This is a genomic window from Hydrogenophaga sp., assembly GCF_050250835.1.
Taxonomy (GTDB): Bacteria; Pseudomonadota; Gammaproteobacteria; order Burkholderiales; family Burkholderiaceae_C; genus Hydrogenophaga.
In genome coordinates, this window is record NZ_JBFWNX010000013.1 from 111,389 (window position 1) to 134,348 (window position 22,960).

General features: G+C 61.5%; 17 protein-coding genes. 9 read left to right on the forward strand and 8 right to left on the reverse strand.

Going from position 1 to position 22,960, the window contains the following annotated elements; all coding sequences use genetic code 11:
* The first annotated feature begins 8 nt into the window (after positions 1-8).
* The 9 genes from AB7F11_RS16260 to AB7F11_RS16300 all read left to right on the forward strand — a co-directional run bounded on the left by AB7F11_RS16260 (position 9) and on the right by AB7F11_RS16300 (position 14,336).
* Positions 9-1,265: a DUF1173 domain-containing protein gene (locus AB7F11_RS16260; protein WP_428300149.1), complete on the forward strand. Its 1,257-nt coding sequence runs from the start codon at positions 9-11 to the stop codon at positions 1,263-1,265.
* 58 nt (positions 1,266-1,323) lie between these two features.
* Positions 1,324-3,741: an N-6 DNA methylase gene (locus AB7F11_RS16265; protein ID WP_428300150.1), complete on the forward strand. Its 2,418-nt coding sequence runs from the start codon at positions 1,324-1,326 to the stop codon at positions 3,739-3,741.
* Complete coding sequence (locus AB7F11_RS16270; RefSeq protein ID WP_428291262.1) at positions 3,732-4,949, forward strand: restriction endonuclease subunit S; 1,218 nt, start codon at positions 3,732-3,734, stop codon at positions 4,947-4,949. Before AB7F11_RS16265 ends, AB7F11_RS16270 begins: the two co-directional genes overlap by 10 nt.
* A gap of 76 nt (positions 4,950-5,025) precedes the next feature.
* Entirely contained in the window at positions 5,026-6,219 is a 1,194-nt protein-coding gene (locus AB7F11_RS16275; protein ID WP_428291261.1) for an ATP-binding protein, read from the forward strand.
* 58 nt (positions 6,220-6,277) lie between these two features.
* The gene (locus AB7F11_RS16280) at positions 6,278-9,397 is read left to right on the forward strand and encodes a type I restriction endonuclease subunit R (protein ID WP_428291260.1); all 3,120 of its coding nucleotides are present in this window, start codon (positions 6,278-6,280) and stop codon (positions 9,395-9,397) included.
* On the forward strand, positions 9,397-10,113 hold the full coding sequence (locus AB7F11_RS16285) for a M48 family metallopeptidase (RefSeq protein ID WP_428291259.1): 717 nt from the start codon (positions 9,397-9,399) through the stop codon (positions 10,111-10,113). The genes AB7F11_RS16280 and AB7F11_RS16285 overlap by 1 nt, the downstream gene beginning before the upstream one ends.
* 146 nt (positions 10,114-10,259) lie before the next feature.
* Positions 10,260-11,678 carry a protein kinase domain-containing protein gene (locus AB7F11_RS16290; protein WP_428300151.1) on the forward strand — a complete coding sequence of 473 codons (1,419 nt, stop codon included), beginning with the start codon at positions 10,260-10,262 and terminating at the stop codon, positions 11,676-11,678.
* Between the two features lie 37 nt (positions 11,679-11,715).
* Complete coding sequence (locus AB7F11_RS16295) at positions 11,716-12,888, forward strand: AAA family ATPase (protein WP_428291257.1); 1,173 nt, start codon at positions 11,716-11,718, stop codon at positions 12,886-12,888.
* Positions 12,885-14,336 (forward strand): hypothetical protein, encoded by a 1,452-nt coding sequence (locus AB7F11_RS16300; RefSeq protein ID WP_428291256.1) that lies wholly within the window; start codon positions 12,885-12,887, stop codon positions 14,334-14,336. The genes AB7F11_RS16295 and AB7F11_RS16300 overlap by 4 nt, the downstream gene beginning before the upstream one ends.
* A 91-nt stretch (positions 14,337-14,427) precedes the next feature.
* Here AB7F11_RS16300 and AB7F11_RS16305 read toward each other — a convergent pair whose 3' ends face one another.
* The 8 genes from AB7F11_RS16305 to AB7F11_RS16340 all read right to left on the reverse strand — a co-directional run bounded on the left by AB7F11_RS16305 (position 14,428) and on the right by AB7F11_RS16340 (position 22,826).
* The gene (locus tag AB7F11_RS16305) at positions 14,428-15,399 is read right to left on the reverse strand and encodes a relaxase/mobilization nuclease domain-containing protein (protein ID WP_428291255.1); all 972 of its coding nucleotides are present in this window, start codon (positions 15,397-15,399) and stop codon (positions 14,428-14,430) included.
* A 16-nt stretch (positions 15,400-15,415) separates the two neighbouring features.
* Positions 15,416-15,991, reverse strand: coding sequence for a hypothetical protein (locus tag AB7F11_RS16310; RefSeq protein WP_428291254.1), 576 nt, complete (start codon positions 15,989-15,991; stop codon positions 15,416-15,418).
* 304 nt (positions 15,992-16,295) lie between these two features.
* Positions 16,296-17,273 (reverse strand): ParB/RepB/Spo0J family partition protein, encoded by a 978-nt coding sequence (locus tag AB7F11_RS16315; protein WP_428291253.1) that lies wholly within the window; start codon positions 17,271-17,273, stop codon positions 16,296-16,298.
* Positions 17,257-18,114 (reverse strand): ParA family protein, encoded by an 858-nt coding sequence (locus tag AB7F11_RS16320; RefSeq protein ID WP_428291252.1) that lies wholly within the window; start codon positions 18,112-18,114, stop codon positions 17,257-17,259. Before AB7F11_RS16320 ends, AB7F11_RS16315 begins: the two co-directional genes overlap by 17 nt.
* Positions 18,115-18,342: 228 nt before the next feature.
* Positions 18,343-19,203, reverse strand: coding sequence for a DUF932 domain-containing protein (locus tag AB7F11_RS16325; RefSeq protein WP_428291251.1), 861 nt, complete (start codon positions 19,201-19,203; stop codon positions 18,343-18,345).
* Positions 19,204-19,278: 75 nt separating this feature from the next.
* Entirely contained in the window at positions 19,279-19,731 is a 453-nt protein-coding gene (locus AB7F11_RS16330) for a single-stranded DNA-binding protein (protein WP_428291250.1), read from the reverse strand.
* Positions 19,732-20,431: 700 nt separating this feature from the next.
* The gene (gene radC, locus AB7F11_RS16335; protein ID WP_428291249.1) at positions 20,432-20,968 is read right to left on the reverse strand and encodes a RadC family protein; all 537 of its coding nucleotides are present in this window, start codon (positions 20,966-20,968) and stop codon (positions 20,432-20,434) included.
* A 481-nt stretch (positions 20,969-21,449) separates the two neighbouring features.
* Positions 21,450-22,826 (reverse strand): hypothetical protein, encoded by a 1,377-nt coding sequence (locus AB7F11_RS16340; RefSeq protein ID WP_428291248.1) that lies wholly within the window; start codon positions 22,824-22,826, stop codon positions 21,450-21,452.
* Positions 22,827-22,960: the final 134 nt, after the last annotated feature.

Sequence of the window (22,960 nt, forward strand, 5' to 3'; positions counted from 1 at the left end):
GGGGCGATGTGGACAGCCCGCCCGTACCGGTACCCGCCTATCAAATTGGCGGTCAGCGCTGGGATCGGACCATGCCCGACTTCCCCGAGGCCATCGCCAAAGCCCACGCCCACCACCTGCGCCCACGCTGCCTGTGCCGGCCATACGCTCCAGGCGTTGAGATGTATGTGGCCCGGTTGAGCGATGGCTACGTCATCAAGCGCATGCCCAACACCGGCTGGCAGCACACCACCGATTGCCCGTCCTACGAGCCACCGGCCGAGTTTTCAGGGCTCGGCCCGCTGGTGGGCTCCGCCATCGTTGAAAACCCGGTCACAGGCGTCACCGCGCTCAGGCTGGACTTCCCCATGACCAAGCTGCCCGGCCGCCACGTGCAACCGGCGGCGGGCAACGCCAGCAGCAGCGTGGCCTCACAGGGCCAGAAGCTCGGCCTGCGCGCCCTGCTCCACTACCTGTGGGATCAGGCCGAACTCACCCACTGGAAGCCCGGGTTCGTCGGCCGGCGCCACTGGGCCACTGTGCGGCGGCATCTTCTGCAGGCGGCAGAAAACAAAGCCACCCAAGGTCAGCCCCTGCAGGCCAGCCTCTACATCCCGGAGGTGTTTTCGGTGGAACAGCGCGACGCCATCCAAGCGCGGCGCCAGCGGCAATGGGCACGGGCCACGCCCAGACCGGGTCAACCTCAACCCCTGATGCTGATGGTGGCGGAAGTCAAAGAAATCGCACCCTCCCGCTACGGTCACACAGCCACCCTCAAACACATCCCAGACCAGGCCTTCACGCTGGACGAGGCGCTGTATCGCCGAATGGGCCGCTGTTTCGAGCGGGAACTCACCCTCTGGGGCACAGAAGCCGATCTGCACCTGATCGTGATGGCCACCTTCCGGCTGGACGAGGCCGGCGCCCCCGCCCTCGTCGAAATGACCCTGATGCTGGCCACTGCCCAGTGGCTCCCGGTGGAAGACGCTTGGGAACGACAACTGATCAACGCCTTGGTGCGCCACAGGCGCAGCTTCGCCAAAGGGCTGCGGTACAACGCGCCGCCCGATCAAGTGCTGGCTGCGGCCAGCCTTCTGGACTGCGGCACTGCACCATACCCTCTGTTCATAGACCGTGACCACAGCCATGGCGACGCCCCGACGCCAGGTTTCGCAACACTGGGCACCGACGGAAACCCACCCGCCTGGCGCTGGCTTCCTGTCGATGGCGACATGCCCGCGCTGCCGCCACAACAGCTCTGGCACCCGGCCACCCCACTGCCTTAACATTCCCCGGTTCAACACAGTTTTTCAGGTGCCCAAAGGCACCTTTTTTGCGTTCCCCATGGCCATCAAGAAATCCGAGCTGTATTCCTCCCTCTGGGCCTCGTGCGACGAACTGCGCGGCGGCATGGACGCCAGCCAGTACAAGGACTACGTGCTGGTCCTGCTGTTCATCAAATACATCAGCGACAAATTCGCCGGCAAGCCCTTCGCCCCGATCCAGATTCCCCCTGGCGCCAGCTTTGCCGACATGGTGGCCCTCAAGGGAAAGTCCGACATTGGCGACCAGATCAACAAGCACATCCTGCAGCCGCTGGAGAAAGCCAACAAGATCCGCCTCAAGGCCGACTTCAACGACACCGCCCTGCTCGGCCAGGGCAAGGAGATGGTCGACAAGCTGGGCAACCTGATCGCCATCTTCGAAAACCCGGCGCTCGATTTCTCCAAGAACCGCGCTGATGGGGACGACATCCTGGGCGACGCGTACGAATACCTCATGCGCCACTTCGCCACCGAGAGCGGCAAGAGCAAAGGCCAGTTCTACACTCCCGCCGAAGTCAGCCGCATCCTGGCGCAGGTCATCGGCATCCACCAGGCCAAGACCACGCCCGACACCACCGTGTACGACCCAACCTGTGGGTCCGGATCGTTGTTGCTCAAGGTGGCCGACGCCGCGCCCACGCCAGTGACCCTGTACGGCCAGGAAATGGACGAAGCCACCAGCGGCCTGGCCCAGATGAACATGGTGCTGCATAACAACGCCAGCGCCCTCATCACCCAGGGCAACACCCTGGCCAACCCCAAGCACCTGGATGGCGCCGCGCTAAAGACCTTTGACTACGTGGTCGCCAACCCACCGTTTTCAGACAAGCGCTGGAGCACCGGCCTCACGCCCGACAACGACAAGTTCGAGCGATTCAAAGGCTTTGGCATCCCGCCCACCAAACAGGGCGACTACGCCTACCTGCTGCACATCATCCGCTCGCTCAAGCCCCAGGGCAAAGCCGCCTGCATCCTGCCGCACGGCGTGCTGTTCCGGGGCAATGCCGAGGCCGATATCCGCAAGAACCTCGTTCGTCGCGGGCTCATCAAAGGCATCATCGGCCTGCCGGCCAACCTGTTCTTTGGCACCGGCATCCCGGCCTGCATCGTCGTCATAGACAAACAAGATGCGCAGGCCCGGCGCGGCATCTTCATGGTGGACGCCAGCGCCGCCTTCATGAAAGACGGCCCCAAGAACCGCCTGCGGGAGCAAGACATCCACCGCATCGTGGACGCCTACAGCAAGCAGGACGGCAGCGACCCGAGCTACGCCCGCCTCGTGCCCCTGGCAGAGATCGAAAAGAACGACTTCAACCTTAACCTGCCGCGCTACCTGCAAAGCCGCCAGACCGAAGACCGGCAAGACATCGAAGGCCACCTGCGCGGCGGCATTCCCCAGGCCGATGTGGACGCCCTGCAAGCCTACTGGGCCACCTGCCCGCAGCTGCGCGCCGCCCTCTTCGCGCCGCTGCGCCCTGGCTACCTGGCCCTCGCCGTGGACAAAGCCGCCATCAAGACCAGCATCCACCAGCACCCCGAGTTTGTGGCCTACACCCAGCGCATGGCCGCGCACTTTGACGCCTGGCGCAGCCGCACCAGCCAGCGCCTGAAAAAGCTCAAACCTGGCTTCAAGCCCAAGGCGCTGATCGTGGAGTTGGCTGAAGACCTGCTGGCGCACTACCAGGGCCAACCGCTGCTCAACGCCTATGACGTGTACCAGCGCCTCATGGACCTGTGGGCCAGCACCTGGCAGGACGATGCCTACCTGCTGGCAGCAGACGGCTGGAAGGCCGCCACCTACCGCGTGATCGAAACCAAGAAGGGCAAGGACGGTAAACCCGGCAAGCAGGTGGACAAGGGCTGGGCCTGCGACCTGGTGCCCAAGGCCACGCTGGTGGCGCGGTACTACGCCAAAGAGCAGGCGCTCATGAATGAGATGAGCGCCCAGCTCGACGCCATGGCCGCCCAGCTCACCGAGCTGGAAGAAGAACACAGCGGCGACGAAGGTGCCTTTGCCGAGCTGGACAAGGTGAACAAAGCCCAGGTGAACGCGCGGCTGAAAGAGATACAGCGTGACGCCGACGCGCAAGACGAAGCCGCCGTGCTCCGGCAGTGGCTGCAACTCAGTGAGCAGGAAGTCCAGCTCAAGAAGACCCTCAAGGAGCTGGACGCTCATGTGGACCAGCTAGCCCGCAACCACTACCCCCGCCTAAGTGAGGCCGAAATTCAGTCTTTGGTGGTGGACGAACAATGGCTGGCCACGATGGGTGCTGCTGCGCATGCCGAGTTGGACCGCATCACCCAGCGCCTGACGCAGAGGGTGAAAGAGCTGGCCGACCGCTACGACGTGCCCTTGCCCGCCGTGGCGAAACGGGCCGACGAACTGCAGGCCCGAGTGGACGGACACCTGACCCGTATGGGGTTCGCATGGAACTGAACGAGCCCAGTGCGAAGTACCTGGTTCAGGCTGGGTATAAGCAGACCGAGTTGGGTACCCTGCCCGTTGACTGGGAAGTCATTCAGCTCGGCAATTTTGATCCGTTCGTGACCAGTGGCTCGCGCGGTTGGGCACGCTACTACTCGGAAACTGGATCGACCTTTCTTCGCATTACCAACCTGTCAAGAGACACCATATTTCCCGATCTCAGCGACCTGCGTTATGTGAGCATCCCAGCGAACGACAGTGAAGGTGAACGGACCAAACTGGTGCCCGGTGATGTCCTGATTTCGATCACGGCAGATGTGGGAATCGTTGGGTACGTATCGGAAAGTGTGCCGACACCAGCTTTTGTGAATCAACACATTGCGTTGGTTCGGTTTTCACCCGAGAAACTCGACACCAAATACCTCAGCTATTTCTTGGCAGGATCGGCGTCTCAGTCAGCACTGAGAGCGCTGGCTGACTCGGGTGCCAAAGCGGGTATGAATCTCAACACGGTTCTTTCTGTGAAGGCAGCCTTGCCTCCAACATCAGAAGAACAGAAAGCCATATCCGACGCCCTGACCGACGCAGATGCCCTGATCGAATCACTGGAACAACTGCTGGCCAAGAAGCACCAGATCAAACAAGGTGTGACAAAGGAGCTGCTCACTGGCCAGCGGCGTTTGCCAGGATTCTCAAAGAGTTGGTCCATCGCGCAGCTCAGTGACATCTGCCAGATGAAGAGCGGGGAACCCATAACAAGTGAACGAATTGATGAACATTCGCAATATCCTTGCTACGGGGGAAACGGCATCCGAGGGTTCACAGATCGATTTACCCATAGCGGATCTCATGTTCTGGTGGGCCGCCAAGGAGCCCTATGCGGGAACGTAGCCTTCGTTGGCGGAAAGTTCTTTGCTTCAGAGCACGCTGTCGTTGTCACATCGTCAGTTGGGTCTGACATCTGCTGGCTTGGCTACGTCCTGACGAGCTTGGAGCTGAATCAGTATTCGGAGTCTTCTGCCCAGCCCGGGCTGGCAGTTTCGAGATTGTTGACCTTGGAGGTGCTGGCTCCGGACGCTCTGGAACAAGCCGCCATCGCCACCATCCTGTCCGACATGGACACCGAGATCACCGCCCTCGAAGCCCGCCTGACCAAAGCGCGCCAGCTCAAGCAAGGCATGGCCCAGGCGCTGCTGACCGGGCGCATCCGGCTGGTGTGACGCCGCTGGATGCTCTTTTATTGACTTTTATTTTGTTTTCGATAAATTATCAAAGTCAAAATAAAATGAGATAAACATGATCGCCTACCCCCGCACCGCCCTGGCCGATGAGCTGGTGCACCAGCTTCAGGGTAAGACCGCCTTTGGCGATGCCCAGAACGGCCTGTTTCTGGCCGCGCCCCGGCGCACCGGCAAAACCACCTTCTTGCGAGGCGACCTGTGCCCCGCGCTGGAGAAAGCGGGCGTGGTGGTGGTGTACGTGGACCTTTGGGCCGACGCCACGCGCGACCCCGGTGTGTTGATTGCCGACGCCATTGGCCGCGCCCTGCAGCCGCACCTGGGCGTGATCGCCCGCACCGCCAAGAAGACCGGGCTGAACAAGGTGAGCTTGGCCGGCTGGCTGGACGTGGACACCAGCCGCATCGGCAAGCTGGACGGGCTGACGCTGGTAGATGCCTTGCGCGCCCTGCACGAAACCGCGGGCCAACCGGTGGCGCTGGTGATTGACGAAGCCCAGCACGCGCTGACCAGCGAAGCGGGCGAGGCGGCCATGACGGCACTGAAGTCGGCCCGCGACCAGCTGAACCGCCCGGGCGTGGTGAACCTGATGCTGGTGATGTCGGGCTCGGACCGCGACAAGCTGCTGCGGCTGGTGAACACCAACGGCTCGCCCTTTTTTGGCTCGCAGATCAAGACCATGCCGGCGCTGGGGCAGGACTTCATGGCGCACATCGTGCAGCTGATCGAAGCGCAGCGCCCCGACCTGGCTCCTGTGGACCAGGCCACGCTGCAGGCGGCTTTTGAAGGCTTTGGCAACCGGCCGCAGTTCTTCATGGAAGCGCTGGGCCAGGTGCTCAGCCCGCTGGCGGCGCTGACGGGCCGCTTTGAGCCCGCCATGCTGCAGGCCGCCGCACAGCGCCAGCAAGACGACGAGGGCCAGATGGAATCGGACTACCTGGGCCTGAAGCCGCTGGAGCAGGCTGTGCTGTGGCGCATGCTGGAGCAAGGCCCGCGCTTTCGGCCCTATGACGCCGAGGCGCTGCGCTTCTACCGCGAAAAGACCGGGCGAGACAAGGCGGTGACGCCACCGCAAGCGCAGAACGCGCTGGAATCGCTGCGCGAGCGCACGCCAGCGCTGGTGTGGAAATCGGCCCGGGGTGAATACGCGGTGGAAGACGCAGCCATGCACCGCTGGTACGAAGCCCGCGCCGCCGCCGGCACCTGGCCACCGCTGAGCCGGCAAGGCAACCTACTGCCAGACGCCGAGTAGCCCGCCGCCGCAACGCATTGCCCCCCAACCGACGACACAAAAATTCAGGGAGCCCGTCGTGAACGATGTCAGCAAACCGGAGCGCGCCACCCAACACCGGGTGGTGCAGCTGCTCTGCCAGGAACTGGGTTACCGCTACCTGGGCGACTGGACGGAGCGCGCCGGCAACTCCCCGATTGAAGAAACCCTGCTCACTGCCTTCTGGGCGACCAAGGGCTACACGCCCGAACAGATGAGCCGGGCACTGAACACGCTGCGCAGCGAGGCCGCAAACCCCACCCGCACGCTGTACGGCAACAACCAGGCGGTGTACAGCCTGCTGCGCTACGGCGTGCCAGTGAAAACCGGCGCGGGCGAACAGGCCGAGACGGTGCACCTGGTGGACTGGGAGCACCCCGAAGCCAATGACTTTGCGGTGGCTGAGGAGGTGACGCTGAACGGCGGCCTGGAGCGCCGACCCGACGTGGTGCTGTACCTGAACGGGCTGGCGGTGGGCGTGCTGGAACTGAAGAACAGCCGGGTGAGCATTGGCCACGGCATACGGCAGAACCTGTCGAACCAACTACCCGAGTTCAACGAAGGCTTCTTTGCCACGGTGCAGTTGGTGATGGCAGGCAATGACAGCGAGGGCCTGCAGTACGGCACCATTGCCACACAGGAAAAGTACTTTCTGAAGTGGAAGGAAGACGAGACCGACAACGCGGGCTACAAGCTCGACAAGTACCTGCGCAAACTGTGCAGCAAGCAGCGGCTGCTGGAGATCGTGCACGACTTCGTGCTGTTCGACGCGGGTATCAAGAAGCTGCCTCGGGTGCACCAGTACTTCGGCATCAAGGCGGCGCAGGCCCATGTGATGCGCCGCCAGGGCGGCATCATCTGGCACACGCAGGGCGCGGGCAAAAGCATTTTGATGGTGCTGCTGGCGCGCTGGATTTTGGAGAACCTGCCGAAGGCGCGGGTGCTGATCGTGACCGACCGGGACGAGCTCGACGAGCAGATCGAGCGGGTGTTGGGCGACGCGGGCGAAACGGTGTACCGCACCGACAGCGGCAAGGACCTGATGCGTCAGCTGGCCCTGCCCTCGCCCCGGCTGATGTGTTCGCTTGTCCACAAGTTTGGTGGCCAGGCGCGCGGCAAGAGCGAGGCGGAGTTTGAGCAGTTCATCAAAGACGTACAGGCCGCGCCCAGCGCCACCTACGGCGAACTGTTCGTTTTTGTGGACGAGTGCCACCGCACCCAGAGCGGCCGGTTGAACCGGGTAATGAAGGCGCTGATGCCCAACGCGGTGTTCATCGGCTTCACCGGCACCCCGCTGCTCAAGGAAGACAAGGCCACCAGCCAGGAGGTGTTTGGCGGCTACATCCACACCTACAAGTTCGCCGAAGCGGTGGACGACAAGGTGGTGCTGGACCTGGTGTACGAAGCGCGCGACATCGACCAGAGACTGGGCTCGACCGATCAGATCGACCAGTGGTTTGCCGCCAAGACCAAGGGGCTGAACGACTGGCAGCGCGACGAACTGAAGAAGCAGTGGGGCACCATGCAGAAGGTGCTGAGTTCGCGCTCGCGCATGGACCGGGTGGTGGCCGACATCGTGTTTGACTTCGCGACCAAACGGCGCCTGTCCAACGGGCGGGGCAACGCCATGCTGGTGGCGGCCAGCATCTACGAGGCCTGCAAGTATTTCGAGCTGCTGCAGAAGACGCCGTTCAAGGGGCGTTGCGCCATCGTCACGTCGTACAACCCGCTGACCAGCCACATCACGCTGGAAGAAACCGGCGCCCACACCGAAAGCGACAAACAGGTCATCTACAACACCTACACCGAGCTGCTCAAGGACTTGGTGGCCGATCCCCACAAAACCAAAACCGAAACCTACGAGCAGCAGGCCAAAGAACGCTTCATCAAGGAGCCGGCCAACATGCAGCTGCTGGTGGTGGTGGACAAGCTGCTGACCGGCTTTGATGCCCCGCCCTGCACCTACCTCTACATCGACAAGTCGATGCAGGACCACGGCCTGTTCCAGGCCATCTGCCGCACCAACCGGCTGGACGGTGACGACAAGGACTTTGGCTACATCGTCGACTACAAAGATCTGTTCAAACGCGTGGAGAAAGCGATTGCTGTCTACACATCGGAGCTGGACACCAGTGCCGGCGGAAGCGACCCGCAGGTGATGCTCAAGGACCGGCTGGATCTGGCCCGTGAGCGGCTGGATGCGGCCTTCGAAGCCTTGCACCTGCTGTGCCAGCCGGTGCAACCGCCACAGGGCGATCTGGACCACATCCACTACTTCTGCGGCAACACCGAAATTCCTTCGGACCTGCAGGAGAGGGAACCGCAGCGCGTGGCGATGTACAAGGCGGTGGTGGCGCTGATCCGCGCCTGGGCGAACGCGGCCGACGAGCTGGAGGGTGCTGGCTATTCGCCCCAGGACGTGGACCGCATGAAGGCCCAGCTGAAGCACTACCTGGACCTGCGCGACCTGGTGCGACAGGCCGCTGGCGAAACGCTGGACCTCAAGGCCTACGAGGCCGATATGCGACACCTGATCGACACCTACATCGAAGCTTCAGCACCGCGCAAAATTTCGCCCTTTGACGACATCGGCCTGCTGGACCTGATCGTCAAGACCGGCATTGCCGAAGCCATCGCCAACAAACTGGCAAACGTGAAGAACAACCACGAGGCCGTGGCCGAGAGCATCGAAAACAACGTGCGCAGCAAGCTCATCAAGGAACAGCTGACCGACCCGGCCTTCTTTGAGCGCATGTCGGCCCTGCTGGACGAGATCATCCGGCTGCGCAAGCAGAAAGCCATCGAGTACGAGGAATACCTGCAGCGCATCGCCACCCTGACCCGTCAGGTCATGAGCGGCAAAACGGACGACACCCCGAAACAGTTGAACACGCCCGGCCGCCTGGCGCTGTACAACAACCTCAAGGCCTGGGTGACCACCAACACGGCGGGGCAGCCACACGCGCCCTATGGCGGCAACGACGCGACGGTGGCCATGGTGATGGCCCTGGACGCGTCGATCAAGGAACACCGCCCGGACGGCTGGCGCGGCGTGACGGCCCGAGAGCAGCTCGTCAAACAGGCGATCTACAACGTGGTCAAAGACATCGATGCGGTGAACCGCATCTACCCCATCGTGTTCGCCCACAAGGAATACTGATGTCGGTGCACATCGAGCTGGGTGACATACAGGCTGAGGTGATCCGCAAGGACATCAAGCACCTGCACCTGAGCGTGTTGCCGCCCATGGGGCGCGTGCGCATTTCAGCACCGCAACACATGAAGCTGGACACGATCCGCGTGTTCGCGATTTCGCGGCTGGCCTGGATCAAGACCGAGCAGCACAAGATGCAGGCGCAGCCGCGCGAGGCTCCACGGCAGTTTCTGACGCGGGAGAGCCACTATGTCTGGGGCCAGCGCTACCTGCTGACCCGCCATGAGCATGAGGGTGCGCCCAAGGTGGAGCTGAACCGCAACCGCCTGGGCATGTGGGTTCGGCCCGGAACGGACGAAGTGCGGTGCCAAGAACTGCTGGACGCCTGGTACCGGGATCAGATCCGGGCCACGGTGCCAGGGTTGATCGCCACCTGGTCAGAGGTGCTGGGAGTGAAGGTCAACAAAGTGTTTGTCCAACGCATGAAGACCCGATGGGGCAGCTGCAACCCGACCGCTGCCACCATCCGCCTGAACACCGAGCTGGCCAAGAAGCCCGCAGAGTGCCTTGAGTACATCGTGGTGCACGAACTGACCCACTTGCTCGAACCCACCCACGGCCCGCGATTTGTGCAACTGATGGAACACTTCTTACCGCACTGGCAGCAGCGGCGGGAACTGCTGAATGCGTTGCCCGTTCGACATCATGAGTGGGAGTACTGATACGCCGGACTGCGTGAAGCCTGTGTGAGGGGTTCCTACCTAAGTACCCCCTTGCTTGTCGGAGGTTACAGCCACTTGTATCGTCTAGACTGAAGGGGTTTTCCACATTCGCACCCCTCATTCTGATCACAAAACCTTGCAATCGGATGGCAATAGACACTCAAACACTTTCAGAGACCGCCATCCGGCTGCTTCCACTTGCCGAGGGATATGCAGCGAGACGTTGCGCTGTCCTGTCTAAAGAGCTTGGTTCTGGTGGCTCTGCTTCAGTATTTTTGCTCCAGCGTGGTTCAACCCAAACAGCGCTCAAAGTCTACGATCCAAAATTTCTCGACGAGAAAAATGGACCTGCAGAAATGCGTCGGATTGAACTACAGCGAAAACTTGTTGGCAACGGCTGCCCCACCTTAATTGATGTCGTCGACATAGCTATTGAAGAAGGATCATGTTTCATCGAGATGGAGTATGTTGATTGGCCAACCCTCAAGGAAGTCATTTCTGAAGCGCCAGAAGATCACGTAGAGATTCTGTTTGATCAACTGATTTCGGCTGTTCAATACCTCAACAACCAAGGGCTTGTTCATCGCGACATCAAGCCTGAGAACATATTGGTCGACTCAGAATTTGGTCATCTGAAACTTATTGACTTTGGCGTCATGAGAGAAGTCAGTACCGAGGAAGACGCCCTGGATGCAACTGACCACGGCTTACGCCGCCCGTTCATCGCAAGTGCACAGTACAGCTCTCCTGAATACCTTTTCAGGCTGAAAGAGCCATCGGAAGAGATGTGGCGCGCGCTCACGATCTACCAAATCGGCGGTGTGCTCCATGATTTGGTAATGCGTAAACCCCTGTTCGATGATGTGGTTCGATCTGAGAACAAGTTCGCGCTAGCCATGGCAGTACTTACGCAGGTCCCTGATTTTTCCAAAGTATCGGATTCGCTCAAATCTTTGGCTGTAGTTGCATCGAATTGTCTAGTGAAGGATCCAAATCTGCGCCTAGCCCTTGTCGATCTGGAGTGCATAAAGCCAGTTACCGGACGGGGTGCAGAGCGACTAAGACAGGTCAGCGATCGGCGCAAAGCACTGAAAAATGCAGTGGATGCGAAGGAACATCAGGACGCTCAAGTTAAGTACGTTCGCGCGACTGCCCTTGATCGCTTTCAATCTGGTGTACGACAAGGTCTCATATCTGCAGTTGATAAGAACTACGCCATATTTGTAGACAGAAACGATGATCGATATATCAAATTTGATATCGTGATGGAAAGAACCACGAAGCTGGAAGTTATATGCCACTTTAACTGGGCCTCAGCTTTCACTCCCCTCGTCGCGAATGTAACCTTGTCTCCAACGCTAGGAAGCCCAGAGACCGGTACACAGGCAAAACAAAAAGCCATTGGTCAAGCAGTGGCTGGTTCTGGTTCAGATACTGAGTTCATTGATTTGATGCTGAACGCAGTATGTGATGTTGTTGCGGCGACTGCCGAACATCTAGCACTAGGTTCCGGAGCAGTTCAGCAGCAGTTTGTTGACGCTGTCCTGCTTCTCGATCCCGCATAGAAACCAAAGTAGAAATGCATATCAACAATAGGGAGTCATGAAAATGGAAGGTAGTTGGTGGCGCAGTCGAAATGAGCTAGATGATGAACAGGAAGCGGTTATCAAGCTCCCGGCAGATGGTCGTTTTTTTATCGTTGGGCCTCCCGGATGCGGTAAGACAAACCTACTGGTCTTACGCGCAGCATTTCTTGCGAAGGCCAAATATAAGGACTTGGCAATTCTTACGTACACCAACAGTCTTGTAGATTTCATCCAGAGCGGGGTTGCCCCGCCCATAGAGACGCATCAGGTTCATACCCATATCGGTTGGCTTCGCTCAATTGTCTTTCCTCGACTCCATAAGGACGTTGTTTCCGAAATCAAGGGCATTGATGATGTAATAATGCAGCGAAAACGACTAGCCGAGGAATTCTTGCTGCTTTCTGGCAATGAGGACGTCGGCAATCTTCTACAGACTGTATTCGTCGATGAAGTTCAAGACTTTTTGGCCTCGGAGCTGCGTGCCGTAGTTGCTGCGTCCGAGAGAGTGACAGTGGCAGGTGACGCTCGTCAATCTGTATACAACGGGGACGCACTCGCCGCGCTTGATGAGCTTGGATTTAAGCAAATAGTGCTCAAGCGACACTACAGAATCGGGCATGCCATAGCCAAGGTAGCTGACCGTCTCATAGAGCCAGAAAGCCCTGATAAGTCATTGTTTAAAACATCGCACTACGACGAAACGAAGCTCGCGTCGAATGCTGACCTTTTGGAACTCAACTCACGCGACGAGCAATTTACAGAAATGCTAGCAAAGGTGCGCACTCAGCTAAAAGCGTTTCCAAAAGAGTTCATCGGAATCCTTGTCCCCAAACGCGACAACATAGCTGATTTGCGGGAACGGTTTAGCGACACGGACTTGGATAGCCTGATTGCATACCACGACGACTTTTCGGAAGACAGCTCATTCTCGGGACCGTACCGCATTCACGTAATGACGATTAAAGCCTCAAAGGGAACAGAGTTCCGTGCTGTACATCTTTTTGCTTGCGAAGATGCGCAATGGCCACAGGTGAGTCGGAAGTTTTGGTACACCGCGGTCACGCGAGCCCGAACATCCCTCACCGCATACGCCTCGCCTGGACAGAAGCCGCTCAGTGCGCGACTGCGTGCTGCATTCACAGAAGAGACCGTGCCAGAGATTGACTCGCTCTTCGGAGGACTCGTATGACCGTGAACCCCCTAGATTGGTACGCCCTGACCAGGGAAACTGTGCCAGGAGTTTTGCTCGGCGTAGAGGTGATTACTGCGTTGCCTGAGAAAGCAACTCTCTCTCCCTCCAACCATGCTGTTGATCTTTTGATTGGAATCGAGGAAAACCATTCGCCGGGAGGGTCGTCGCCATGTATCGCGCTAGTTGAATCCAGCCGTGCAGTGGAAATGTTCGCTTGGCTTCACACCTATTCTAATGAGAGCTTTCCGATTAGCCAGTTCTGCAGGGTGGAAACTACAGAGCGTTGGAAATCCTTACTTGAATTAGATCGTTTGAACGAACAATTTCAGAGTTCCGTGTGGGCTTCCATCGTTGCAGGTGAGATGCTGGCCAATGCGGAGCAAAGGCTTGAACTGAAGTCCGTCCCGTTGTCTTGGGCATCAGGGTGCTTCAGCTACACCATCGCACGGGTGTTACGAATTGCAGGACAAAAAAGTGACGCCATTAAAGAAGCAGCTACGCGCCTTAGAACTGTTGAGGCCGAATCAAGATTCACCCGACGCAAGTTGACCGTCGACCAACTATCCCCTGTTTGGGCGATCGCCGCGAGCGATGAGATAATCGGCAATGGCGATATTCGAGATGTGGTGGCTGTCGTGCTTTCTGCACTGGACCATGAAGGCTTAGCTCTATTGCTCAACAACGACAAGCTTTTGAGTAACTCTGCGGAACAGCGTATTCACGGCTATGACGAGTTTGTCGACGCAGTGATGGCCTCAGAACAGAGATCATCTGAACGAAACCCACTCAAAGTCGGTGCTCTACTCGCCGGTGCGGCGCTTGTAGCAGGTGGCGGGACAAGTCACATTGAACTACTCAAGCCGTATACCGACGAGTATCCAGACTGCTTACCCTGGTTCGGTCTTTTGGCCGGCCTTGCCGGTCCTGCAGCGTGGGACTCGGACTGGTTGCGCATAGTAAAAGGTGTCGAGCGCCAGATTCGTAGTGGATTCCAACTCACCGACCCTATTCAAGGTGACCTTTGCTGGCTAGAGTTTGATTGGCTGAGAAATCTGACGAAATCTTCATCTGTGTTTATTGATCTAACAAAGCAACACAACCGGCTCTTGACAGTGGAAATATTTCCAGGCGCGACATACCAGACTCGTCTGGTCGCACCGAACTCAGACGTTCGTACGCACCAAGACCTTTCAGAACCCAAGACTGGAAATATCCAAACCCGCAGCAAAGGTGCTACGCACAACAAAACAGCTACAGATTCCGACGATCTGATCCCGCAACTGAAGGCTGTTTCTGATCAATTACAAGCAGTTCTCAAGCACTTGACAAAAGGAAACTTGACTGCATCGAGTGAAACCCAGACAGCGCTTTTCAGCGATGCTGCGCTGGGGAAAAACGCAAAACGGCCTGGAGGTCGAGTGAAAAAAGGGCCTGCCAGCAGTTGAAGCGTTGTAGCAACCGCTCCTTTGCAAAGCTGATTTCGAATTGCTGGTATTGGCCGATCAAAATACAATTACGGTAGCGCATGATTTGTCCTCAGCGGCGAATCTGTGACGAGGCATTCTGTGATGGATTCACCTTATCTTGGCTGATCTCGGGCGAATTATTCGGGGATATCCACCGCCCATTGGCCTCGTGGATAAACACTGCAATCGATCCAGCGAGCTTAACGTCCCGCGGATCAGGTGATTTCGCCAGAGCTTGTCCGATGTGCAGCCAGCCCTTCAAGGCCTCTGCCCAGCTGGTACGAACTTTGTGTCCCGAGTTAGTGTTAGGGCGAGGCTTCCTCAAACGCCCTGCCTCGTTGGCTTTCAGTTGCCACAGGTCCGGATGGCTCACCTTTCGGCAACGTGTAGCCTGCCGGGTGGCTTCGGCATCCACCCCATAGCCGCGCAACTTCTCGGCAAAGGTCTCGCGCCATCGCTGAAGGTCTGCCTTGCGGGGGTTGAGCCGCCGGCCACTCATGGATTCGGCCCGCACACTTATGTGCACATGCGGGTTGGCCTGGTGGTCGTGCAGCACCATCACGTACTTGTGGTCGGCCAGCTCGGTCTGCGCGAATTCGCGTGCCGCTTTCTGCACGATCAGCGGGTCGGTGCCGCGCGGCATGGACAGCATGATGTTGAAGGCCTCGCGTCGGTACCCGACGTCGTCGATCAGGCTGCCTCCGAACCGCCAGTCGTCGGCCAGCTCGTGCACCGCGCTTTTGCCTCGGACGGTGTCACCCTGCTCGTTCTCGATGTCGAGCCGACCGTTCTTGCTGATGTAGCGGAAGTGAGCCGCAATGGCCTGCATGCTCCGCCCTCCCCCGGTGACCTTGACCATGACCTGCGGCGCCCGGCGCACCACCGTGGCTTCGATGCGCTGGCGGATGGCTGCTGCCCGCTGTCGCATGGCACCACTGTCCAGCCGGGGCTGGGGTTGGACCTTGACGACCCGGTTGCCCGGATAGAACAGGCGGTCGCCCCACTGAACGAGCACGCCATCGATGTTGGGTGTCTGGGCCATGGTGTTCTCCTGGGTGTCAGCGGTTGGGACGGCGCCGGGTTTCGGCGGTGTGCCCACGCGGGCGCAGATCGGTCAGCAGGCCTGCGGCCTGGGTGAGGTGGCGCCGGACATCGCCATCGAGTTTGTCAAGCATGTCGCGGTACACCAGCGCCTGCGGCACGTTGCCCAGGGTCAGGAACCGTGTGAGGGCGTGAATGTTGCGGCTGAGGCTGGACAGCTGAGCGTTGGACGTCGTGATCGCGGCGAGTTGGTCGACTCGGCTGGTCCCTGATGTCAACGCGGGGATGCCCGCGATAAGCCCGGACAGGTAAGCGCCACGCGAGAGCCCCGCCGAGCGGGCACCCGCCACCAGCCGGTCGGCTTCGTCGGTTGTCAATCGGATGGACAACTTGACGATGCCGGAGCCCGAGACCAAGCCCTGCAGGGCATCGGGCTTGGCCTGCACAGGGGCCTCCCTCACGCCCAGTTCGCGGGCCACAGCCCGCCGGACCAGCAACGACACACTCACCCGCTCAGCATGAGCGCGCTCGACCAGCGGGGTCTTGAGACCGCGCATATCGACCGAAACGAAGTCAGGTTGATGGGTGTTCATGGATCGACCGAAGGGAGCACAACGTGAGCGCAGCGAGGCGTTTGTGAAACTGGCGGCGCACCGCCTTTCCTGCACTCATCCATGAAGCTATGGTCGCCTAGGATCGGTCGATACGAGGCGCTGGATTCGGTCGAAAATCCAGCAACACCCGCGCAGGCTCTCGCCCACCGGGTTGTCAAGCTGCTTGACAACCGGTGAGACAGGGACAGCGATCAGAGGGGGATGGAAGCGGGCCGTTGGCGTCAAAGCCAGGCCCGGCTGCCGAAAGAACGAGAGATATGGCGTGACTTTTGGACGCGGGTTGTCAAGCTGCTTGACAACCCGCGTCCCGCACCAGTCCGATGAGGGTCAGTTGACTGGCTGTAACCGCTCGCACCTGGCCTCCGTCTACCGGGGTCACAAACACCTCGCCAGCCTGCGGTGGAGCTTGCTGGGTGTTCACCGCCACCTGGGTACCACCCAGCTGGGCCAGCAGTCTCAGCGGTGCCAGCCGAGGTGCGCGGGGTATGGGCTCGGCGGCTGGTGGGGGGGATGGGCTGCTCTTCACAGAGAGACCTTGAGCTGCGCTCTGCTCCAGACTGGCTTGCATGGACTCGATCAGTGCCGACGTCCCTCGTCGCACGCTGCCCGAACCGGCGGCCAGGTCGGCGCGCAAAGCCATGACCAGTTCGCGCGTGATGGCGCCCCGATCGGAGGCCCAGGCCTCGACGTACTGCGGGTGCTCTGCGGCCAGCTTGCGCAGCTCGTACAGCTCCGTCAGCCCACGACAGCGCCCCTCCCGGTATACCGACATCAACCAATCGGGAGGGTCGATCAGCGCGGTGGCCAGGGTCACGTACTGCCTGCTCTTGCCGATGGTCCTCGCGATGTCGGCCTGGGTCTCACCCCGGTTGAGCGCCCGCTGCACAAACAGCGCGATCTCCAGCGGGGTCAGTCCTTTGCGTTGCTCGTTCTCGATGAACTGGTCAACGCTGTTGGCCGTGTGGTCCACGAAGGTAGGTATGTCGGCCGTTCCCGCAAGCCGGGATGCCCGCAGGCGCCGGGCGCCGAAGTTGAGCATCCATCGACCAGTGTCGGTTGGGTGTGGTCGTACAGACACCGGCTGGCGCACGCCCCGAGTTCGGATGGTCTCGGCGAGTTCGGCCAGAGACTCGTCGTCGAACTCCTGCCTGGGTTGCTCTGGATCCTCGTCGATGGCATCGAGCGGGATGCGCATCGGGGTGCCGCTCTCCCCTGCCCCGGCCGGTGGCAGCAGATTCAGGTCATCAAGCGACAGGGCCATGGTTCGCTCCGTTCAGGGGTTGGGTCGTGGTGATCGTGGTCGCTGGCGGTGGCGAGAGCACCGTGTTGGCGATGAAGCGCAGACCGGGTTCGATCTCACGCCAGGCATCGCGCGCGGCGGTTTTCTTCATCTCCCACAGCACAAAGCCTTCGGCCTGCGCTTCGGCCACGGCCGAGCGGCGTGGCATGGAGGCGATCTCACCCGGCTTGGGACCGATGGGGATCAGGATCGGGCTGTATTTCTGGAGCAGCTGCATGAAGTTCTCCCGCTGCAGCGGCGTGGCCTCCACCATCGTCGGGTACAGGCCGATCAGGTGCAGCTTGGGGTTGAGCACCGCCTTGATCCTGCGCACGCCGACCCGGGGGTGATTGAGCAGCGCGGAAACACCGTCCATGGCTTCCTGGTTGAGCTGGATCGGTGAGAGCACGCAGTCGGCCGAGGCGAGTGCCGTGGTCATGCGGATGTCCGGGTTGGGGTTGGTGTCCACGATGCAGACGTCGAACCGGCTGTCCATCGCCGCCAGGAACGCCCGGAAGTGGTTGGCGAACACGTTGTGCAGGCTGGGCTGGCGCTCCAGTCCGGAAAGCTCCGGGTCTGCGGCCACCAGCACGAACTCGGCGGGCGGGATGGCGGGGTTACTCTGCGTCAGCAAGCCGCTGGCCGGCACCTCGGCCACGGCGGCGCGCTGGCTCTTTCTGACGGGGTCGGAGAAGTTGCCCTGGTGGTCCAGGTCGATGGCCAATACGCGCAGGCCGAGTTGGCGGAAGTGGTGGGCCAGCAGGGTGGCGACGGCGGATTTGCCGACGCCACCCTTCTGGTTGGCGAGCACAAGGGTCTTCATGGGGGAGTCCTCCGGCGCGACCGACAAGGGGATCACCGAGGTGGAGGACCGTTCCCGGGCGCCGCGCTCGATGCGCCAGCGGCCGGGATCGCGCGAGCCGGCGCCAGCCGGCGAGCGCGTTTCAGAAGTTCACGCGCACGCACCGCTTGATGATGGGCGCGGTGCGGCGCGGCGCGCGCGCTGGATTCGGGTCTGAATCCAGCGCCGGGGTCAATCAGGTTTTATGGATCAGGCCTTGAGCTTGCGCATCTCTTCGGCCAGCACCCACAGCGCCCTGTTCAGGCTCACGCTGCGGTCGATGCTGGCCACCGGGCGGGTGTGCAGGCGCCTGCCCTTGGCCCCCCGGCCCGGCTGGCCGCCCTTCATGGCGTTCTCTTGCACGCGCTGGAACGTGGTCCACAGGCTGTTGCCGAAGTCCTCCGGCCGACGGGCTTCGATCAGCTGGTCGGCGGTCACCGGGGCCGGTGGTTCGCCCTCCCCGCGTTCACCGTAGCGCAGGGCCAGGGCGGCGGTGGCAAAGGCCTGCTGTTCCTCACGCTGCAGCGGCAGGGCTTTCATGCGGTCGGTGGAAGCGTCCACCACCTCGAAGTCCTCCAGCACCCGGAACGCGCCTTCGATCACCTCGTCGCGGATGTTGCCCTTGTGCGGGATGCGGATGTCGTTGGTGACATCGCCGACCACCAGACCATTGCAGCAAACGAACCTGAAAACGCCCGCAAGCATCTGGTAGCTGCTGGCGCCGTCGTGGCTGTTGATCAGGATGATCTCGTTGGCCTCGGGCCGGGTGTTCACCTGGCCTGCGTGCCGCATGCGGATCATGTGCTTGGTGAACTCGGTCTTGCCTTCGATGCGGCTTTTGCTCTGGGCCACCATGAAGGGCTCGAAGCCTTCATGGCGCAGACCGCGCAGCACGTCAATGGTGGGGATGTAGGTATAGCGCTCGGAGCGACTGCCGTGCTTGCCCTCGGCAAAGATGGACGGCGCGGCCCGGCGCATCTGGTCTTCGGCCAGCGGGGTCTCCCTGCGGATGACGAAGGTGTTCTGGCCGAAGCGGGCGGCCAGACGGGGGGAATGGGCGGTAGAGATCATGGTGATGATCCTGGTTCGGGGATGGGGGAAGAAACGGGATGAACGCCGGGCGGCCGAACCGCCCGGCTTGCGGGTTCAGGCGTGCGCCGGTTGGCGTTCGTTGCGGGCCTTGCGGCTGGGGGTGGCTGCGCTGGGGGCGGCTGCGGGTGGATCACCCGCACCCTCACGCGCGCGGCGTGCTTCGCCTTCGGCCTTGCTGTCGAGGTAGTCGATTTCGTCGACGGTGAACGCCAGCCCGTAGACCTCGACCCCGTCGTTGTCCTGGTAGTTGTTGTTGCGCACCCTCCCGACGATGTTCACGTGCGAGCCCTTACCCAGGTACTCGGCTGCGTGTTCGGCCTGCTTGGCCCACAGCGTCCACTGGATCGCGGTGGCTTCTTCGGACCGCTCTTCGCCGCTGCCCCGGCGGCTGTTGCTGATGGCGGTCAGCACCGCCTTGGCGACCTTGCCCTCGCGCCCGTTGACGAATTCGAGCTTGACGGCGGATGCCAGGTGCGCGTGGCGCTGGATGACTTGAACGTTGGCCATGGTGAAACTCCTTGCAAGAGCGACCAGCCAGACCCCGATCCGGGCTCCTCAAAACCGATCCTCTTGCTCGGACTCCTCGCTCCCGCCCACGGGCGGGCGGGGGGTGGGCATGGCCCCTTCCCTCGGGAAGGGGTGGGGGATGGGCATTCCCCTTGCAGCACGAAACAGTGAGCCAGTCACCTGGCCCACCGCTGAAAGATCCCCCCACAAGTCCCCCTCACCTGTGGATGGGGGCGCCGTGGGGGGATGACGGTGGGCCCATTGGCGCACGCGCTGCCCCGAGCCTCTTCGGGCGACCAGCACAGCGCAGGCGGCCGGGTGAACTGAGCAGCGGCGCCTCTGCGGACGGCGTGACACCAAGCGCAGCGACTGGCGCGGCGTTCGAGCCGCTGCGATCACTTCAGGGGTTTGCTGTCTCCGGTATCTCCAGCGGCCCGGCTTCGGGTTTGGCGGGTGACCGGGGGGACGATCTGGCGGGCGGGACGGGACCACAGCGCAGCGACGGGAGCGGACCGAGCGCCAGTTCGTCCAGCGGGCTTCGTTGCCGCGCAGCGGCAAGGAAACAGAGCCCGTGATCCCCGGGCACGGGAAAGGGCCGCATCCCCATACCGCCGGCTCTGCCGGCTTGGCCAGCCGCTCTTCGATGCCCGCGCGCAGCGCGCACTTCAGCGAAGAACAAATGGGGGCGAAGCCCCCAGGCTCAAACGAGGCCGATTTCGGCCATGGAGCAAACGACCTCACCCGCCACGATGAAGTGGTCGAGCACCCTCACATCGACCAGGGCCGTGGCCTGCTTGATCGTCTGTGTCAGGTGCTCATCGGCCCGCGAGGGACGCGCTTCGCCGCTGGGGTGGTTGTGCACCAAGACCAGCGCACTGCTGTTGCGCAGGAGCGCATCGCGCACCACCTCTCGCGGGTAGACCGAGGTCTGACTCACCGTGCCCCGGAACATTTCGACGTAGTCCAGCACGCGGTTCTGCGAGTCCAGGTGCATCACGGCAAACACCTCGTGTGGCAGATGGCCCAGGCGTGAGCGCAGGAAATTCTTGACCACGGCAGGCGAGTCCATCAGGTCGCTGCCACGCACCTGGGCGGCCAGCAGCCGTTGCGCGGCCAGCAGCACCTCGTCGGCCTCGGCCGGCCGGTACTGACCGGTCACGTCGCGGATGAGCAAACCGCGCGAACCAGCGGGCACCGACAGAAAAGAATCGAGGGAAGAAAACAGATCGTGCTGCATGACCAACTCCAGTGATCGGGCGGGATTGCCCGAGACCGGAACCGGCACGCCGCAGCGCAGCGGTCACAGGTTCGAAGACGGCCGTCAGGCCACAAGCGCATGTAATGCGCGCAGACCTTGAAGGCGAGAACGGTGTGCAAGGATGAAGGGATCAGCAAGCCAGCCCCACCACACATGCCTGAGCGAAACATGCAAGCGCAGCGCGCAGGCCGGGGGCCCACCGACGGCCGGAGGCGTCAGCGATCGGCGCCCGACAGGGTCGAGACACCGGGGCACGTGCGCGTGGCCAGGTGGCTCGATGCGCAGCACAAGAGCGCGGTCCGGCGAAGCCGGAGACGCACGGGTCATACACCCATCCCTTCAAGGAACACGGCCGGCCATGAAAGAGCGAGGCGTGCGATTCACTCTGATGGGTGACCAAGCCATAAAAGAACCCCGGCCGAAGCCGGGGCACGATCAAAACGGATAAGCCGCTGTGGGATCAGGTCATAGCCTCGGCGTCTTCATCCACCTCTTCTGCCTTCGCCTCCCCCTGCTCCGCCGCTTCGCTCACCTCGGGCGCCAACAGCATTCGAGGCAGCCAACCCGCACCAGCGGCCAGCCGTTCTGCTTCGCTGGCCATCTGCGACTTCTTGAGCTTCGCCAGCCGTTGCACTTCGGTCGGTGCGAAGACCTGCACCGCCTCCAGCACATGGGCTTTGGACACATGATCGAAGTAGCCTGCTGCCGTGGGTGTCCACCAGTTGTGCATGTCCAAGCCCACCGCCTGCGCCAGCAGTTCGGCGGGTGTCTCACCCTCGCGCTGGGCGATGGCCGACACCGTCAGGCCCACGCACAGCGCCAGCAACGACAGCAGTTCATCCTGTTCCATCGTCAGCAGTTCGGCAAACAAGGCGCCGGCATCGTCTGGCAGTCGGGTTGCCCAGGCTTCGCGCACGGTCCGCAAACCCTGCGCTGCCGATGACTCGGCCACATCCGCTGCGTGCTGTTCCAGCCGATCTTGCGGCGCAGCGCTGATGTTGATCGGCGTGGCACCGTAGTGGCCCAGGATCACCCGCAGCGCCAGCTGGTGCACCAATGCCACCAGTGCGACGCGGGGATGGCGGGCCACCTCGGCCTGCAAGGCGGCGGTGCGGTGGGCGCTCAGCCGCCGCACCAGCTTCTCCGACAGTCCGGCTCGTCTGACTGGCGTGTTCACCTCCCCTGCCCCGTCCTCTTGGGTTTCTCCCTTCGGCCGCTCCTGCGCCTGCAAGGCCTTGACCTGTTCCATGCGCAACAGGCCCCGGTGCACGACCACCGCGCCCATGGGGTCCACCGACACCACGGCACCGGCCATGGACACCAAGCCGGGGGCGTATTCGACCAGGGTCTGTTCGATGGCGTCCAGTTCTTCGCCCAGCCGGTCCAGTGCTTCGTGCAAGGCCTGCGCACCCTCTTCGCTCAGGTCCGCATCTTCGTCGTCCAGTTGCTCCTGCAACTTCACCTGCTCGGCTTCCAGCTTGCCCAGGCGTTTGGCTTCGGCCTTGCTCGGTTCGCGGCGCGTCCGTCGCGCCCGCTGGAAGCTGTGCAGGTCGGCGGACGACACACGCGGGGCAACGTCCACCCAGCCCCAGCCTTCAGCCTTCACCGCCTCGGCGGCTTCGGTCAGTCGCTCGCGGGCCAGCTTCTCCAGCAAGCTGGCATCGGTAAGGAATACCCCGGTCTGGTCGTCCGCGAACAGATCGCGCCGTATGCCGCCGCCCGCCGCTTCATAGGCCAACACACCGACGAAGCGCGCCAGCGCATCGCGGCTGGCGTCGATCTCGTCGCAGGTCAGGTGATCGCGCAGGGATTCCGGGCTGCGCTGCCATTGGGGCATCTCGTAGAACGCGGCTTATGTGGAGTGCGAGGTTATGCCGAGCACGGCTGGCAACAGCCTGCATAGATTCCCCGAATCACTCGGCATAACCATGATGCATTTCTCCTCAACCAGACGAAGGAATCATCATGACT